This window comes from Streptomyces sp. NPDC002868 (genome assembly GCF_055563295.1).
Map to the genome: position 1 here is coordinate 339,404 of NZ_JBVHDR010000009.1, position 16,220 is coordinate 355,623.

General features: G+C 69.9%; 13 protein-coding genes. 6 read left to right on the forward strand and 7 right to left on the reverse strand.

Features of this window, described 5'->3' with window-relative positions; genetic code table 11:
* Positions 1-113: 113 nt before the first annotated feature.
* The 3 genes from ACZ3H8_RS26835 (at position 114) to ACZ3H8_RS26845 (ending at position 6,009) form a co-directional block, all read left to right on the forward strand.
* Positions 114-2,909: a serine hydrolase gene (locus ACZ3H8_RS26835; RefSeq protein ID WP_467406044.1), complete on the forward strand. Its 2,796-nt coding sequence runs from the start codon at positions 114-116 to the stop codon at positions 2,907-2,909.
* Between the two features lie 284 nt (positions 2,910-3,193).
* The gene (locus ACZ3H8_RS26840) at positions 3,194-4,927 is read left to right on the forward strand and encodes an MFS transporter (protein WP_467406152.1); all 1,734 of its coding nucleotides are present in this window, start codon (positions 3,194-3,196) and stop codon (positions 4,925-4,927) included.
* Between the two features lie 194 nt (positions 4,928-5,121).
* Entirely contained in the window at positions 5,122-6,009 is an 888-nt protein-coding gene (locus tag ACZ3H8_RS26845; protein WP_467406047.1) for an adhesin, read from the forward strand.
* A 42-nt stretch (positions 6,010-6,051) separates the two neighbouring features.
* Here ACZ3H8_RS26845 and ACZ3H8_RS26850 read toward each other — a convergent pair whose 3' ends face one another.
* Complete coding sequence (locus ACZ3H8_RS26850; protein ID WP_467406048.1) at positions 6,052-9,486, reverse strand: NACHT domain-containing protein; 3,435 nt, start codon at positions 9,484-9,486, stop codon at positions 6,052-6,054.
* A 436-nt stretch (positions 9,487-9,922) separates the two neighbouring features.
* Between ACZ3H8_RS26850 and ACZ3H8_RS26855 the strand changes: the two genes are divergently transcribed.
* The gene (locus ACZ3H8_RS26855) at positions 9,923-10,510 is read left to right on the forward strand and encodes a TetR/AcrR family transcriptional regulator (RefSeq protein ID WP_467406051.1); all 588 of its coding nucleotides are present in this window, start codon (positions 9,923-9,925) and stop codon (positions 10,508-10,510) included.
* On the forward strand, positions 10,507-10,887 hold the full coding sequence (locus ACZ3H8_RS26860) for a hypothetical protein (protein WP_467406052.1): 381 nt from the start codon (positions 10,507-10,509) through the stop codon (positions 10,885-10,887). The genes ACZ3H8_RS26855 and ACZ3H8_RS26860 overlap by 4 nt, the downstream gene beginning before the upstream one ends.
* A 659-nt stretch (positions 10,888-11,546) precedes the next feature.
* Here ACZ3H8_RS26860 and ACZ3H8_RS26865 read toward each other — a convergent pair.
* From ACZ3H8_RS26865 to ACZ3H8_RS26890, 6 genes are all read right to left on the reverse strand, one after another.
* The gene (locus tag ACZ3H8_RS26865; RefSeq protein WP_467406153.1) at positions 11,547-12,038 is read right to left on the reverse strand and encodes a DUF5753 domain-containing protein; all 492 of its coding nucleotides are present in this window, start codon (positions 12,036-12,038) and stop codon (positions 11,547-11,549) included.
* A 380-nt stretch (positions 12,039-12,418) separates the two neighbouring features.
* A complete protein-coding gene (gene amaP, locus ACZ3H8_RS26870; RefSeq protein ID WP_467406054.1) occupies positions 12,419-13,015 on the reverse strand; it encodes an alkaline shock response membrane anchor protein AmaP in 597 nt (198 codons plus the stop codon).
* Positions 13,016-13,023: 8 nt separating this feature from the next.
* A complete protein-coding gene (locus ACZ3H8_RS26875; protein WP_467406055.1) occupies positions 13,024-13,707 on the reverse strand; it encodes a DUF6286 domain-containing protein in 684 nt (227 codons plus the stop codon).
* A complete protein-coding gene (locus ACZ3H8_RS26880) occupies positions 13,704-14,156 on the reverse strand; it encodes an Asp23/Gls24 family envelope stress response protein (RefSeq protein ID WP_467406057.1) in 453 nt (150 codons plus the stop codon). The genes ACZ3H8_RS26875 and ACZ3H8_RS26880 overlap by 4 nt, the downstream gene beginning before the upstream one ends.
* 3 nt (positions 14,157-14,159) lie before the next feature.
* The gene (locus tag ACZ3H8_RS26885; RefSeq protein ID WP_467406059.1) at positions 14,160-14,351 is read right to left on the reverse strand and encodes a hypothetical protein; all 192 of its coding nucleotides are present in this window, start codon (positions 14,349-14,351) and stop codon (positions 14,160-14,162) included.
* 30 nt (positions 14,352-14,381) lie between these two features.
* Positions 14,382-14,867 (reverse strand): Asp23/Gls24 family envelope stress response protein, encoded by a 486-nt coding sequence (locus ACZ3H8_RS26890; RefSeq protein ID WP_467406060.1) that lies wholly within the window; start codon positions 14,865-14,867, stop codon positions 14,382-14,384.
* Between the two features lie 202 nt (positions 14,868-15,069).
* Between ACZ3H8_RS26890 and ACZ3H8_RS26895 the strand changes: the two genes are divergently transcribed.
* Complete coding sequence (locus ACZ3H8_RS26895) at positions 15,070-15,900, forward strand: hypothetical protein (protein WP_467406063.1); 831 nt, start codon at positions 15,070-15,072, stop codon at positions 15,898-15,900.
* Positions 15,901-16,220: the final 320 nt, after the last annotated feature.

The window sequence follows — 16,220 nt, forward strand, 5'->3', positions numbered from 1 at the left end:
GGTAGATGGTTCGGACAACACGGGCTGTCGTGATGACGGCGCCCGTGCGACGTGCTTATTGCGCAACACGCACAACGCGAGACGCAAGACGTATGACTCATGAAGCAAGACGTATGACTCATGAAGGAGGCACGGTGGCGGGCGAGTCCCCCGACAAGTCGGAGCAGCGGAAGTCGTCGGGGGAGACGACTCCGGGTGAACGCGACCCGCGTCTCGCCGTGTTCCGTCAGGCATCGCCGGGGGCGACGGCCCCCGCGGTGGACCAGCCGACGGCTGTGTTCAAGCTGCCACCGTCCGAGCGGAGCGGCGGACCGAGCACGGACCAGGACGCCGGGCAGGACTCGCGGTCCGTCGCGGAGCCGGGCACGGAGTCGGGCTCGGTGGAGAACGACACGAGGTTGCGCGCGGCGGTGGCGGCGTGGGTGGCGAGCGCGGACGGGGACGCGGACGGTGACGCGTCTGGCGACGTGGATGTGGATGTGGATGCGGATGCGTCTGGCGACGCGGGATCGGGCGATCCTGACGCGCGTGAGGACGCGCCTGCGGGCGCCGAAGAGGCGGACGCGGGCGAGGAGGCGGATCCGCAGGCCGAGGCCGCGGACGGGGACGCTCCGGTCGCGGTGGACGCCTCCAGCGACGACGGCGCGGATGCGGATGCGTCTGACGCCGTGCAACAGGACGGCGACGGGCGTGAGGACGCGCCTGCGGGCCTCAGCGACGCCGAAGCGGGCGAGCAGGCGGAGTCGCAGGCCGAGGCCGCGGACGGGGACGCTCCGGTCGCCGTGGACGCCTCCGGCGACGACGCCGCGGATGCCGACGGGCGCGAGGACGCGCCTGCGGGCGCCGACGACGCGGACGAGGACGTTCCGGCCGTCGAGGATGCCTCCGGCGACGACGGTGGGGCTGAGGATACGTCTGAGGCCGTAGGGCGGGACGCGCCTGCGGGCGCCGACGACGCGCACGCCGACGGCGCGGACGCGGGCGAGCAGGCGGAGTCGCAGGTCGACGACGCGGACGGGGACGCTCCGGTCGCCGTGGACGCCTCCGGCGATGCCCGCGAGACCGGTGCTGACACCGAGGACGCCCCCGGCGACGGTGCGGCCGATTCGGCGGAGTCCGGCGAAGTGGCGGACGAAGCAGCGCCATCCGCCAAGGACAAAGCCGGCGCTTCCGAGGAGACGGACGGCAACGCCGATGCCGAGGAAGGCCCCGGCGACAGGCCCCCCACGCGGAGCGCCGACGCGCCGAAGGACAGGGCCTCCGGTTCGCCGGAATCCGCCGCCGCGGAGGGCGAGGCCGCCAAGCCGGGCGCGTCCCCCGACGCCGAGGCCAAGGCCGCGCCCACCGCACCCGGATCTGCGGAAGCAAAGCCGTCCAAGCCCGCTGTCGATCAGCCCACCGCCGTCTTCAAGGCGCTCCGGCGGCCCGCCGTCGACCAGCCCACCACCGCGCTCAAAGTGCCCCCGGCGCCCCGGCCAGAGGCGCCCGCCGAGCGGACCAGCACCTTCGTGCCGCTGCGGGCCGAAGCCGTACGCACCCCCGCCCCCGCCAAGCCGGAGGAACCCGCGCCTCCCGTCTCGCTCACCGAGGCCGAGCGGACCAAGCAGCAGCCCATGCCGCCGCTGCCGCCGCTCGACCTTCTCGCCGAGCTGACGAACACCCCGCCGCCACCCCAGACTCCCGTCCGCACCGTCGTGCGGCGGATCAAGATCTGGACGCCGCTCGTCGTGCTGCTGCTGATCATCTTTGCGATCGCGCAGGCTTTCCGTCCGCTCCCCGCCCCCGAGCTCGCCCTCTCGACCGAGCCCACCTTCACCTTCAAGGGCGGGCGGTTCGCCCTGCCCTGGCCCGGCGAGGGGCAGGGGGCCGTCGAGGTCGAGGGCGTCGGCAGCCTCGGGACGTATGGCGCCCAGAAGCCCGCCCCGATCGCCAGCATCGCCAAGACGATGACGGCGTACGTGATCCTCAAGGACCACCCGATCAAGGGCGCCGAAGTCGGCCCGAAGATCACGGTCGACCAGCAGGCCGAGGACGAGTCGAAGCTCGGCGACGAGTCGACCGCGCCGATTTCGAAGGGGCAGCAGTTCACCGAGCGGCAGATGCTGCAACTGCTGATGATCCCGTCCGGCAACAACGCCGCACGCCTCCTCGCCCGCTGGGACGCCAAGTCCGAAGCCGAGTTCGTCAAGAAGATGAACGACGCCGCCAAGGAACTCGGCATGACCAACAGCACCTACACGGACCCCAGCGGACTGAAGGCCACCACCGTCTCCACCCCGCAGGACCAGCTCAAGCTGGCCAAGGCGGTCATGCAGAACGACGTGTTCCGGGAGATCGTCAACACGACCTTCACCACGATCCCCGGCATCGACGGGAATATCAGGAACAACAACGACAGGGCCCTGCTGAAGGAGGGCGTGGGCGGCATCAAGACCGGTTCGTCCACCCCGGCCGGCGGCAACCTGCTCTGGTCCGCCAACGCCGTGGTCGACGGCAAGGTGCGGCGCATCGTCGGCATCACGATGGGCGTCCAGAACGCCGCCATCCTCAACGACAAGCTGGAGCTGGCGATCACCCACAGCATCAAGGTGATCGAGGCTGCCCAGGACGGCGTGACCTCCGCGACCGTCATCAAGAAGGGCGATGTCGTCGGATACGTCGACGACGGCCTCGGCGGCCGGACCCCCGTCGTCGCCACCAAGGAGCTCAAGGCAGTCGGCTGGGCCGGTCTGAAGGTCGAGATCGAGCTCGCCGACGGAGGCAGGACGGTTCCTCACTCGGCCAAGGCGGGCACCATCGTCGGCCAGCTGTCCGTCGGCACCGGTACCGGCAGGGTCAGCTCACCGGTAGCGCTCCAGCGGGACCTGGCGGAACCTGGATTGGGCGACAGGCTCACCCGCATCGGCTAGCAGCCGGCCGTCGGCGCGGGCGTCCCGGGGTCCCGGGACGCCCGCGTGCTAGCGTCCCGGGGCAACTTCGGGCGCCGGGACAGCGTCCTTGAGCATGGAACGTAAGTACGGAACGCGCGGAACGTCGTCAGCACGAAGCACGTCGGAGGTTGGCAGGCCGGGGGACAACGGCACAGCCGGGGAGGACGGGGAGAGCCGCAGTGACCACCGCTGAGCCGACACAGGCGGACGGCAGAAGCAGCCCCGACGCAGGGCCGCGAATACGTATCCCCCTGCCCGGCAAGGTGGACCCCAGCCCCCTCGACGACCTCTGCGACCGGCTGAGCCGCCACCCCGTACTCATCGCGACCGCACTCGCCGCGCTCACGCACCTGATCTGGTTCTTCTTCCTCGCGAACAGCGGCGGCGACATCGCGGCCCAGGACGCCTGGGCAGAGTTCGTCGGCCGCCACCCCGACTCCGCGTACAACCTCGCCTGGTACGGCGGGATGCATCCCGTCTCGTACAGCGTCGTCTCGCCGTATCTGATGTCCCTGCTCGGCGTCCGCTCGACGATGATGATCGCCGGTACGGTCTCCGCCGCCCTGACCGCGCTGATACTGGTCCGCGTCCGCGCCGTCCGCAATCCCGTGGCCTGCTCGCTGGCCGGGGTCTTCGCCTTCCTCTGCAACGCGCTCTCCGGCCGGGTGACCTTCGGCCTCGGCATGATGTTCGCGCTCGGCGCGGTGGCCGCGGTCTTCTGCTGGCCACACCGCTGGAGAATGAATCGCTGGGCCAAAGCGGCGGTGGCAGCCCCGCTCGCCGGCCTCGCCACCGCGTCGAGCCCGGTCGCCGGGCTGTTCCTCGGCGTCGTCGCGGCGGCGCTGTTCCTGAACCGCCGCCGCCCGGGCGCGTACGCCCTCGGTATCGCCCCGGTCGTGGTCGTGGCCCTCTCCGCCTGGCTGTTCCCCTTCTCCGGTACGCAGCCGATGTCGTTCTGGTCGACCTCGTTGCCGTTCCTCTACGGGGTCTTCGTCCTCGTTCTCGTACCGAAGGACTGGCGCACGGTCCGCGCCGCCGCGGCGGTCTACACCCTCGGCACGCTGCTGACCTGGGCGATCGATTCCCAGATCGGTTCGAACGTGTCCCGGCTCCCGATGCTCTTCGCGGGCGTGGTGCTGCTGGCGGCGCTGCCGTACACCGTGCCGCGCTCCCGCAAGTGGTACGCGCTCGTCCTCGCCTTCCTCGGGCTGAACTTCTGGATCGGCTTCAAAGCCGTGGACGACATGGTGCGTACGGCCCCGGCCGCGTCCTGGAACCGTGAGCTCGCACCGCTGGTCAACCGACTCCAGCAGGTCCGCGCCGAGCGTGGCCGGGTCGAGGTGGTTCCCGCGAGCAGCCACCGCGAGGCGTCGGCTCTGGCTCCGTACGTCAATCTGGCCCGCGGCTGGAACCGGCAGGCGGACATGAAGCGCAATCCCCTCTTCTACGACGAGGACAAGACGCTGACCTCGGACGGCTACCGGGCCTGGCTGGACCGGTGGGCGGTCCACTATGTGGTGCTGCCGAAGGGCTCGCCCGACTCCAGCGGGGCGAAGCAGGAGGCGGAGCTGGTGCGTGAGGGGCAGCCGTATCTGACGCGGATCTGGAGCGACGCGAACTGGCAGCTGTTCGCGGTGAAGGATCCGATGCCGCTGGCCGACCCGCCGGCCACGGTGGACCACGCGGGTGCGGGCGAGCTCACGATCCAGGTGAAGACGGCGGGCCGGGTGCTGATCCGGGTCCCGTACTCGCCGTGGCTGAGCATCGTCGACGAGCAGGGCCAGAAGGTGAAGGGGCCGGAGGAGACGGAGGAGTCGAAGGCGCGCGAGGAGGGGCCGAAGACCTTCGACAACCGGAACGGCTGCCTGCTGAAGGCGGAGGAGGACACGGAAGGCGACGAGTGGACCGAACTGCTCGCGCCCGCCCCGGGTGTCTACCGGCTGGCGGCCCCCTACCAACTGCCGCGCGGGACGCCCTGTCCCGACGAACTCCGCTGACCCTCTTACGGCCGCTGTCCCATTACCGGCGTTAACACCTATCTCCGCCTGGCGCGCTGATGCATAGTGGACTGCCTTGACATACCGCTTGGTTGGTCTACTGGTTCAGGTGTGGCATGGCGTGCGAACGATGCGGTGGCAACGGCAGAGGCGCGCTGCCAGGTCTGAGGTGTCTGGAGTGTGGTGTGGGCGGTGTGGGCGGTAGCGGTAGTGAGGGCGACAGGGACAGTCGGGGCGCGGGCGGGGCGTGGGTTGCACGGGAGACGCTGGCGGGACGCGTTTCTCTCCTCTCCCGTACCGGAAAGATCCTGCTGGCCGGGGGAGCTGTGCTGACCGCGTTCGCGCTGATCGTCTCGGCGATCACGCTGTACGGGGACGACTCGGCTCCGGCTGAGGCGGCCGACGATTCCGACTTCGTCCCCGGCGACCTCGGTGGAGCCCCGGAGCGCATCGAACCCACGGCACTGCCCGGCACCTCCCCGTCTCCCTCCGCATCCCGCTCGCCCTTGCCGACCCCGACCCGGATCGGTCCGCGCAAGCCGAAGCCTCCGCAGAATGCCAACGGCCCGTCGTACTCCGCCTGGGCGGGCCCCGGCTGCACCGGCGGCGGCCGCTACCGCGAGCGGGGCCGCTACAGCGACGGCGACGGCGGCTGGTACACGGTGCAAGTGGGCGGCCACAAGGGCGACGGCTGCGACGGCTCCTTCACCGCGATCCCCATGTCGGGCAGCACGACCAAGGACAGCGGTGGCACGGCGACCTGGTCCTGGTACGTGGGCAGCGGCTACACGACCTGCTCGGTGTCCGTCGTCATCCCGGAAAGCGACCGGGACCGCGATGTGGCGGGCAAGCCGACGACGTACCTCGTGCTGGCCGATCCCGACGACGGGGACAGCGCGATCAAGTCCTTCGAGATCGACCAGACATCGCTGCGCGGCAGAGGCCTGATCGTCGAGAAGATCCCGGTCAGCAACCAGCAGCTGGCGGTGCAACTGGTGGACCGAGGCGAGGACTGGGGCAGCGACGAACGCGACGGGGCGCACCACGCGGCGGCCCAGATGAGGGCGGACTGCCGCGCGTGAGGGGTGAGTCGGCTTGGCTCGGCGCCGGGCTGAGCGGCGGGCTCAGCGGCCGCCGAGGCGGCGTCGCCACCAGGGGGCGGTCGGCCGCGGAGCGATGAATGCGGGGCGCGCCTGGGCCCACTGCCCGTGTACCACGGAACCGTGCGGCAGCTGTTCGGCTGCGATGACGCGCAGGGCTTGGGGGGACACCCCTTCCACAGCGACCGAGACGTCGGACAGGTCGGAGAGCGGGGAGAGGTCCAGCGTCACCGGCCGGCGGCCCGAGTGCACGAACTGGATGCACAGGTCGAGTGCACGGAGCGCGGGGAGCATACGCCGGAGGTGATCCGTCGTGCAGAAGTCCTCGGTGGCGTAGAGCGTCACCTCAGCCCTGGTCACTCCGGGCAGGGCGACCACCTCGGAGACATCCCGCCGGCAGAGGTCTTCGACGGCGAAGGTCAGGTCCCTCAGCGACGGGAGCCGGCTGAGCGTGGCCAGCTCCTCGGCCGGTAACGGCATACAGGACAGGGTGAGTGAGGCGAGATGCCGCAAGCGGGCGGTGGCATCGAGGCCCTGGACGCTCAAGTTGCCGAAGAGCCCCAGACTTTGGAGGCCTTCGGGAAGCGGGAAGTCCGCCGACAGGCTGAGGTGGCGTACCGTCCCGCCCCGGTGCCATTGGAACGTCGCATCGCGCAGTGTCTCCACATCCCGCAGCGGGAACAGGTCGGAGCCGCTGGGCACATTCCGCAGGACGATGGAGCTCATGCGCAGCTGCGGAAGTGCGGAATAGTCCGTCAGGCCGCCGCAGTCGGAGAGGCGCAGTGTGGACAGGTCGGGCAGGTCCGATGCCAGCAGGTCCAGGTTCCACAGCACGTCGTTGGCTTCCAGGGTGAAGTCGTCCGGGCGGGCGCGGACCAGCACAGGCGACAGGGCTGCTGCCGGAAGGTCGCCCACACAGCGGAGCACGGGGACCGTGCCGATGCCGGCGAGTGCCGAGAGCTGTTCCGTGCCCGCCGCGGTGAGGCGTACCCCCTCCAAGGAGGTGTGGGCAAGGATGCCCTCCGCATACGCCTGGGAGTCGAAGCCTTCCCACGCGTCCGCGAGTTCCTGCCGTACGCCCAGGTCCGGATGTGTCCGGAAGGTGTGCAGCACTTGGTACGCGTGCTCCCCGCCCAGCAGGCGGGCGGTGCGGACGACTGCCTTGGCCTGAGTGGCGGTGAGCCCTTCGGGCGACGGGAGCAGATCCAGAGCCACCGTTCCGGCCTGTGCGAGGAGCTCGGCGTCCGCCAGGCTCTCGGGGGGCACCAGGGCGGCCGCATGCTGTTCGATCTCGGCGTGGACGTCCGGGTCGAGGACCGTCGCATGCTCCAGGCACGCGGCGGCGAGCAGGTGCAGGCGCTCGCGTTGCGGTGAAGCCGCCCGGTTGCCGAGCTCGAGCAGCCTGCGCAGCAGCATCGCGCGTTCGTCCGCGCGGGCGTGGCCTACCGCCATCCGCACCACGTCTTCCCACTGCGGCTCGTGGGCGTGCGCGGCCACCAGAGGGAGGTCCTGACTGTCCACTGCGGCCTCGGCGCCGAGATAGTCCTGGAAGGTGCGGTGGACGAATTCCACGGTGTCGGGTGAGGGCGCGCGCAGGATGCCGCTTCGCAGCAGAAGGTGGTCCAGGACCCGGTCGGCCTGGTCGGGCGAGGCGACCTGGGGCATCGAGCGCAGCGCGTCGGCGATGACCTTCAGCGCATGGGAACGGTCGGCCTCGGTCTGGCCGTTGCGGATCATCCAGTAGGCGAGCCGCTGCAGCAGCCACAGCTGCGCGTCCTCGTTGATGTCCAGTTTTGCGGAGACCTGCCGCTGCGCGTCACGGCGGACCAGCAGCGCGCTGAGCGCGGCCTTGTAGAGCTGTAGCCGGTTCTGCGGCAGATAGGAGTCGCGGTCCCGGTGGAGGGCGCAGATCATCGCGCACATAAGGGGGTTGGTGGCGAGGCGGGCCAGGTCGTTCTTGCGCGGCAGGGCATCGGCCAGTACCTGCCCGTACTCCTCCAGCTTGGCCCTTTCCTCGGGATGCTGGACGGTCCGGGCGGCTGCCCGGTGCCAGCGGTGCATGAACGCGGTGACGTCCTGGCGGTTCATGGGCAGCAGGTTGAGCTCGGTGAACTCCTGGCGGTTCAGCCAGCCGTCGTCCACGGCCGAGGGGCGGGTCGTCACGAGGAAGACGCAGTCGCGATAGAGGGTGATGAGCTTGGTGAGCCAGTCCCGGGTCTGCTGCCGGTCGCCCTCCTGAATCTCGTCCACACCGTCGATGAGCAGCAACCCGCGTCCGGACTGGAGGACTTGGTCCGCCCAGCCGTCGGGCTGCAGGCTGTGCAGCGGATTGCCGACCGCGGCGAGGAACTCGTGCGGTTCCGGCAGCGCGTCGCGACGGGTGAGGGTGCGCAGGGGGAGTACGAAGGGCAGGCAGCCCTGGAGATGCCCGAGCCCTGGCGGGAAGTCCTGCCGGGCCGCGGTCACGGCGAGCCATTGCACCAGCGTCGTCTTGCCGGAGCCGGCCTGGCCGCGCAGCAGGATGCGGGTCTGGCGGGCGAACGCTGCCTCCACGCGCCGCCTTTCGCCCCCGACCGCGTCCCGGAACCGGCCGTCTGTATCACCGGCGGGCGTCTGTGATCCTGACCGCCTGGTGTGGTGGGGTGCCAGCTCCAGACTCAGATAGGCCGTGTCCAGCGGCCACTGGGCGTGTTCCTGGCGGCTGAAGTCCAGCCCGAAGATGGTGAGTTCGCTGTAGTACTCGGCCACGTAGGCGGCGTACCGGCGCTCGAACTCGGCATGCGGGTTGTGGTCGGGGCCCGACAGGGCGTCCACGGTCGGCTGGTGGCCGGTGTTTTCCACCAGTTGCCCGACGAAGTCCGGATCGCCGAAGAGCACCCGGCTTCGTACGGCTTCGAGGCGCCCGTGCTGCCAGTTCTCCGGGTCGGTCACCACGACGCCGATGATCATTCCCTCGGCGAACAGCGCGGCCCCGGACATGCCCGCCCACGGTGACTGGCCGTCCGACGGGGTGAGGGGCGGCGTATGGGGGCTGTCGAGGACGTACCGGGAGCGGACCATGCGCGAGCCGGGCTTGAACGTGCCGACGATCTGCTCCGTGTCGAGGCCGTTCTCGCTGTCGCGCTGCATCTGGGGGAAGCCGATCGCCTGGCAGGACTCGACGGGCTCAAGTCCCGAGGGAACACCCCAGCGCACAGGCTCCAGTTGGCCGGCCAGCTCGGGAGGCAGCAGATCCCGCCTGGCGACCAGGAGCGCGGCATCGCATTCGCGGTCGTTCCGCGCCCACACGACGATGCAGTCGACCTCACCGACGCCGTCGAGAGCGGCCACCTTCACCAGGTAGCGATTCTTCACGACATGCCCGGAGGTCAGGACCAGACGGTCCGTCAGGAGGTAGCCGGTGCCCTGGAGGGAGCCGAGCACGGCGGCGACACGATGGCGCTCCGGTCCCACGGTCACCTGCTCCTGGGGGGTCGTAACGTGCTCAAGCCTGCCCTGATACCGGTCACAGCACCGCCCATCCGTCGCACGAACCGACGGTAGGACATCCCGGGCCGCCGCGTCAGCGGTTCCGGCGGGCGGCCGGCGGCTCGGGACGGGCGGCTCGGGGCTGATCCGGTCTTTCCGGTGACCGCGGGTGAGCATGCCCGCGTATCTTCGGCGCGTCCTTGGTGTCCGCCGCCCTGCTCTGGAGCACGGTCATCGCCGGGGGGACCGCCTCGGCCACGACGGTCGCGGCGTTGGTGCTTCGGCTGCCCCGGGCCGGGCGGCGGCGCACAAGTCAGCCCTGTCCGGGGCCCTGATCGGGTTCCAGACCGCAACCGCTGACCATGTGTACCAGCCGATCCGCTACCCGGTGTGTTTATCAAACGGGTCGACCCGTAAGATAAATGCCATGAGTTCCTCTCCGCCCTCCAGGGGGCGCCCCAGGGATCCCCGTTCGCACGAGGCGATCATCAGCGCGACCGCAGCGCTGGTGGCCGAGTTGGGCTATGCCGCGACGTCGATCGGGGGCGTGGCTGCGCGGGCCGGTGTCGGCAAGGACACGATCTACCGGCGCTGGTCGGGCAAGCCGGAGCTGGTCTTCGAGGCCGTGTTCACCACTACCGACCAAGCGCCGATACCGGACACCGGGACGCTGACCGGGGATCTGACCGTACTGCTGCAGGGCCTGGTCGAGGAGTTCCACTCGCCTGCCGCTGCAGCGGCGCTCCCTGGGCTGCTCGCTGACTTCGCGGCCGACCCGGCCCTGAAGGCGCGCATCCGCAGCGACTTCCTGGCGCCGTCGAAGGAACGGCTGCTGATCGTCTTCGAACGCGCCGTGCTGCGCGGGGAGATCGCCGCCGATACACCCGTGGACCTGGTCCTGGACACGCTGGCAGGAGCAGTGTTCTTCCACATCGGACTGGTCGGAGAGCACCCCACCCCGCAGCTGGCCGGCCGGCTGGCTACCGTCGTAGCCAAAGGAATTGAGATCCGATGAACGGCTGGCTTCTCGCAGCGGGCATCACCGCATTCGGCGTGGCCGCAGTACACATCGTCGCCGGGCACCGGGACGTAGTGCGCCCACTGCTCTCCTGCGGGCTCGCAGACGAACCCAAGCGCGTCATGCATGCCGTGTGGCACATGGTCACCGTGGACCTGGTGCTCTCCGCAGCCGGCTTGGTCTACCTTGCCCTGGCGGACGGTACGGCAGGGGCCGACCTGGTCGCGTGGTTCGTCGCCGCGCACTTCTTCGCCTACGCAGCGGCCTTCCTGGCCGTCTCGCTGTCGGTCGGCTGGCCGAAGCCACTGCTCCGGCTGCCGCAGTGGATTCTGTTGCTGCCGGTCGCGCTACTGACTGCTGCGGGCGCCGCGTAGGAACACCGGGGGAGGTTCCCGCGATTGCCGCTGCGGAGGAGGCGGAGGCGCCCCGCCCGTGGGGCTGAACTGAGCAGACAGCAGCCCCGCTGGCCGGGACGAACAACCCTGGCCGCTCCACCGAGCCGGATCGGACCGCGTACATCTCCCCGAGTGGGAGAGCATGGCAACCACCTCGGGAGCCGGCGACCCGTCCGCTCACGCGCCGCCCACGCAAACGGCCCCGGACGAGGAGTCCGAGGCCGGATACAACGCCTCCCTGGGGGAGAAACCCCAGGGCAGAGCGCTAATACTTTGTGCCCCCGACAGGATTCGAACCTGCGATACCCGCTTTAGGAGCATGATCATAAGGTTACTCGTCTTGCCTTATCTGGCTTGATGTTTCGCTATTTTCGCAGGTCAGCGGCCTGATGGGGAAAGGCGGGGGAGTGATCTTTCACGATCCTTCGCGGGCTTTCTTTGTCCTGCTGTTCCCACCAGGTTCCCAACTGAGGCTTTGGGAACGGTCTTCGAGAGTCGGCAGGAGTGTCTACGCAGCTCCGTCGCCCAGTCGGGTTCCGTTGAGCACCGCAGATGCTTTGGAGGAGTAACAGGCTCGCTCCCTTGGCCCGGGGGTTGAGCCAGTGGCCGTTTTCGCAGGTCAGCCGCCTGACTACAGGCTAGCTCGTCCTTGCTCCGTTCGGAACCGGAACTGCTTCGCCTGGGTTGGGGCCTGGGCCTGCAAGTGCGCGTACATGGAGTCGTAGGCGTGCACGTCGGAAGGTTTCTCCAGCGAACTGAAGGATGGAGAACTGTCCCGAGACGCCCGGGTGTGCTCCCGCGTCGTGCGGGAGGACCTGCACGGTGATGTGCGGTCGGGTGCTGATGTGAACCAGGTGCTCCAGATGCTTACGCATGATCTCTTGGCTGCCGACGACGCGACGCAGCGCCCTCTCGTCCAGCACGACCCACAATCGCAGCGGACAGCCCGGGTTGCTGATGCGCTCCTGGCGGCGCAGCCGTACCTCAAGGCGTGTGGCGGCCTGTTCGGTGGGCGCGTGAGGGATCGTTCCTGTGATGACCGCTCGGGCGTGGGCGGGAGTCTGCAGAAGGCCGGAGATTACCTGGGGTTCGCAGGAGCGGATGGCGGCTGCTTCCGCCTCCAGGCCGATGCGGACGCTGTACGGGACGTCGCCGGGCGTTCCACTAGCCCTGCTGTCCGGATTTCCTGGCCATCTTCATCGGGGAGTCGACGACCTGCCGCTCCTGGACCCCATAGGTCGCGCAAGGATCACGTACATCGCGTGGGCTGATGCGGTGCGGCCGTTCTCCAGCAGGCTGATCTTGGTCAGGGGGGCGGCCGTACCTCGAAGGACTTACAGGCCACCGGTCGACGGCGCCGACGCCTGGCAGCTTCTTCGGCCAGCTCGCCGCCGGATCACGGCCCGGCATCAGCCCGCCGCCGGATCTCCTTGCCTGACTGGGGCAGGAACGGCTATTCCGGAAGACAACACCGTGATCCCCAACGTAGCCATGCCTTCATTCTGGACCGTCAGGTCGCCCGGCGAGCCGCGTGGTGGACTGCCCGGAGCCGGACCTCGGCCGGGAGGCTGTCCAAGCCCGCCGAGTCTTGGGCGGGGCGCAACGCCTCCCGACTCAACCGCGCCAGCACAACTGTCGGTTCGGCATGCGCCTCGAGTACCAGGTGCATCCGTGTCTGCGGGGCCGTGGGCTGGCCTGTCAGCCGTACGTGCGCCCGCGCGACGCCTTCCATCGCTTCTCCCTCAGCGGCCAGGACGTCTTCGAGTGCCCGTCCCCGCAACCGTGCTCCTGCCCCGTCACCGCTGTCGACGAGGACCGTAGCGAGGCGGTTTCTGCGCAGTTGAGCCAGCAGCCACCACAGCAGGAGGACCAACAGCACGCCGAGCACCGCGAAGACGACCGGCCACCACCACCCCTGGTCCCGGAACCGGGTCCGTCCCTCGTCTCCGAGGATCACGTCGGCCGGTCCCCTGAAGGGCCACCAGATGGGCACTTGGAAGTCCCAGCGACGCTGGAGGTCGAGCCCGCCGAGCAACACAGCGCCGCCCAGGGCGAACAAACCCAGCCCGGCCAGTCCCAGCAGCACCCGGTTGACAGTCCTGAGCATGCGTGGCCTCACCCCTTCTTCGGGCGGCGGACGTCCACGGACAAGGCCGGTGGCCGGGCCAGCCCGAGCTGGCGTACGCCGTCTTCCAATGCCGCTTCCAGGTCGGCCCGGACCTCGTCGAGCTCGCGGAAGTGGGATCGCACCCTTGCCCTGATCTTGCGACGGCCGACGTCGATCCGGGCAGACTGGACGCCCGCCACTTCCATGGCCCGGTCACGCAGCACGAGCGCGGCGGCGGTGCGGTCGAGCCCCGCGTGCATGTCGGCGGCTTCTGCGGGGGGCCGCATCGGAAGCAGTCCGCGCAGACCGGGGGTTACCGCGAGGATCATCAGCCACAGGCCGACGGCCATCGCCAGCGCGGCGCCGCCGATCATCCAGCCGTCGTCGAGGGGCCGGGTCGCCAGTTCCTCGGCGAGCCTTCGCCGCCAGCGCATCGCGGACTGGCCGGCCCGTACGGCGGCCACGTCGTACAGGAAGAGCCCCGTGCCCGCTGCCGCGAGAATGGCCACGACCGTCGCGGGCACGCGTCGCGCGGACCAGAACCGGTGCACGTGCCGACCGGAGTCGTCACCTACCGTCGCGCCCGGTCCGGGCGTGCCCGCCCGGGTGGACGAGCGCCCGATTCCGGAAGGGAGATCGGGGTTGAGGGCCGGCACACGCTGGGTTGCTGACTCCGGCTCCTGTTCGCTCATCTCGTCCTCCCCCGCCTCATGCCCCGCGTGTGCGCCGAATGCAGCTGTTCGACCGACACCACGATTGGGTGCACGTCCATGCCTGCCAGCCCGCTCAGCTTCTCGGCGACTGCGCGACGCACCGCACCGCACTGCGCGCCGATGTCGGACGGGTAGCCCAACTCCACAGTGATGTGCACTCGCGCCTGGCCCAGTACAGTTCTCCGCCCGGCAGCGCCCGTGTCGGCGGGGTCCCGCGCGGCGGTTTCGCGTTCAGGTGCGGGCCGCACCGATACCGTCGCGTGCGGCTTGGAGTGGCCGGGAGGGACGCGGTGGGCGGACTCGCTGAATCCGCGCAGTGCCTCACGAGCCGCCTGGGAGGCGATCTTCGCGACGACCCGATCGGCGACACGGATCGCACCGCGCCCGCCTGCGGGCACGGCCTGAGCGGCGGCCTCTGGCTGGGCCACCGGTCACCGTCGCCGGTCGACGCGCTCGCGGGGCCGGAAGAAGTCACCGAGCTCCAGGTCCCCGTCCACGAACCGCCCGGCGACGAATCCGACGGCGCCCAGCGCCGCCACCAGGAGAAAAGCCCCGAAGCCGCCGAAGTACCCGGCGAAGCCGAGCGCCATCCCGGCAACCAAGCCCACCACGGCCATGCTCATCGTGCGCTCCTTCGTGTTCCATCGAACCCGCTATCGCAGCCGTGGCTGCTCTTCCTCTTCGTCCTCCTCGTCGGGAAGCTTCACGTCGCTGACCGCGATGTTGACTTCGACGACCTCCAGGCCCGTCATCCACTCGACGGCGGAGATCACGCTCTCCCGCACAGCGCCGGCCACATCCGTGATCGAGACGCCGTAGTCGATGACGATCTCCAGATCGATCGCCGTCTGCGTCTCGCCGACTTCGACCTTGACTCCGCGCGAGACGGATTTGGTGGTGCCGGGCACGCGTTCCCGCGCGGCACCGAAGGCCCGGGAGATTCCACTGCCCAACGCATGGACACCGGCCACATCACGGGCCGCCATTCCGGCGATCTTCTCGACCACACCATCGGCGATGGTGGTCCGGCCCCGCGTGCCGGGGTCGCCGCGCTTCACCCCGGCGTTCTTCCAGGCGCCCTCGCCCGTGGACTCCGCGCCGGAGGTCTCGGGCCGGTTCTGCTGTCCGGTCTCGGTCATAGCCAGTCGTCCCTTTCCCAGAAGAGGAGCCTGCCGCCCGCTTTTCCACCCTAGGTCCGTTTCGATGGCACGGCTCCAGGGATGCGGCAGGCGTGGGACCGCCCCACCGAACAGGTGGCATGAGCAGCCGCAACAGGGTAGTTCGGCAGTCTGGGCGCATCACGGCAGCGAAAGAACGCGGTAAGAGAAGGGGTGAGAGCCGATGACGGGTGACGGATGGGCCAAGGCCGTACGGCAGCAACTCGGCCTGGGCCGACTACTGCCGCTCGGCGGGCCCGAGGACGGGTCCTGGATCACCGAACAAGCGGCCAGCGGAGTACTGAGCCGCGCAGCCTCCGGAGTATCCGGGATTCGGCCGGGCACGCTGCGGATCCGCCTGGCCGACCCGGAAGCAGCGCCGGAGCCAAGTATTCCGGCGCCGTGGACCGCACTGCCGCCCGGACCGCTGCGGATCGAGGCGGAATTCTCGGCGCCGGCACGGCAACCCCTGCCCCAGATCGCGGAGCAGCTGCGGCAGACGCTGCTCTCAGCGGCTGTCGAACGTCTCGGGCTGGTGGTGGCCGAGGTCGATCTGCATGTGACGGACCTGCTGGAGGTTCCGGCGTCGGCGCAGCAGCCGACCGCGGCCGAAGCCTCCGAAAGTGCAGCCGGAGAAACCAGTGCCTCGCACGTCGCGGTCACCAAGCCCGGGCACCCGTCGCCCGGGCCGGTGCCGGTGCGGGACCCGGCAGCGGAACTGGCCACCGTTGCCATGGCTGTCCCCGGCGTGACCCGCCTCGCCCCCGTTCCAGGACTGCCCGCGCCCATGGCCAGGGGAGGACTTGCTCGCCCCGTCCAGATCGAGGACAGCGACGAGCCCCCCGGGCGCCACGTCCAGATCCAGCTGGCGGTCGCCGAGACTCATCGCGCTCTCGATGTCTCCCTCGCCGTCCGTGCGGCGGTGGCCGCGGCAGCGCAAAGGGGCGCCCCCGGCCCGGTTACCGTCGCCGTCCTCGTGACAGCGGTGGAGCCGGGTCAGGTCCTGCCGACATGACCCGGCAGGACAAACACGGAAATCGCGGCCTCGCGTTCGGCTCACGGGCGGTGCGGTGTTGCCCGTGCACGCCCGTTGGCCGTCGCCCGCTGCGTCGCGTCGCCACCTGTGGGGCTGATCCCAGGCTCCGGTTCCTCCCCCGCGACTGTTTCGCTGGACTGCACCGCTGTCGCCGTCCAGGCGGCGCAGTACAGCAGCAGCCTGGCTATGAGGTTGATCCACAGAACGACGGCCACCGGCACCCCGAGAGGCCGCAATGCGCTGAACACTGAAGAACCGACTGCAACTTTGAGCGAAATGCTGAGCACTGTGCGACGCCC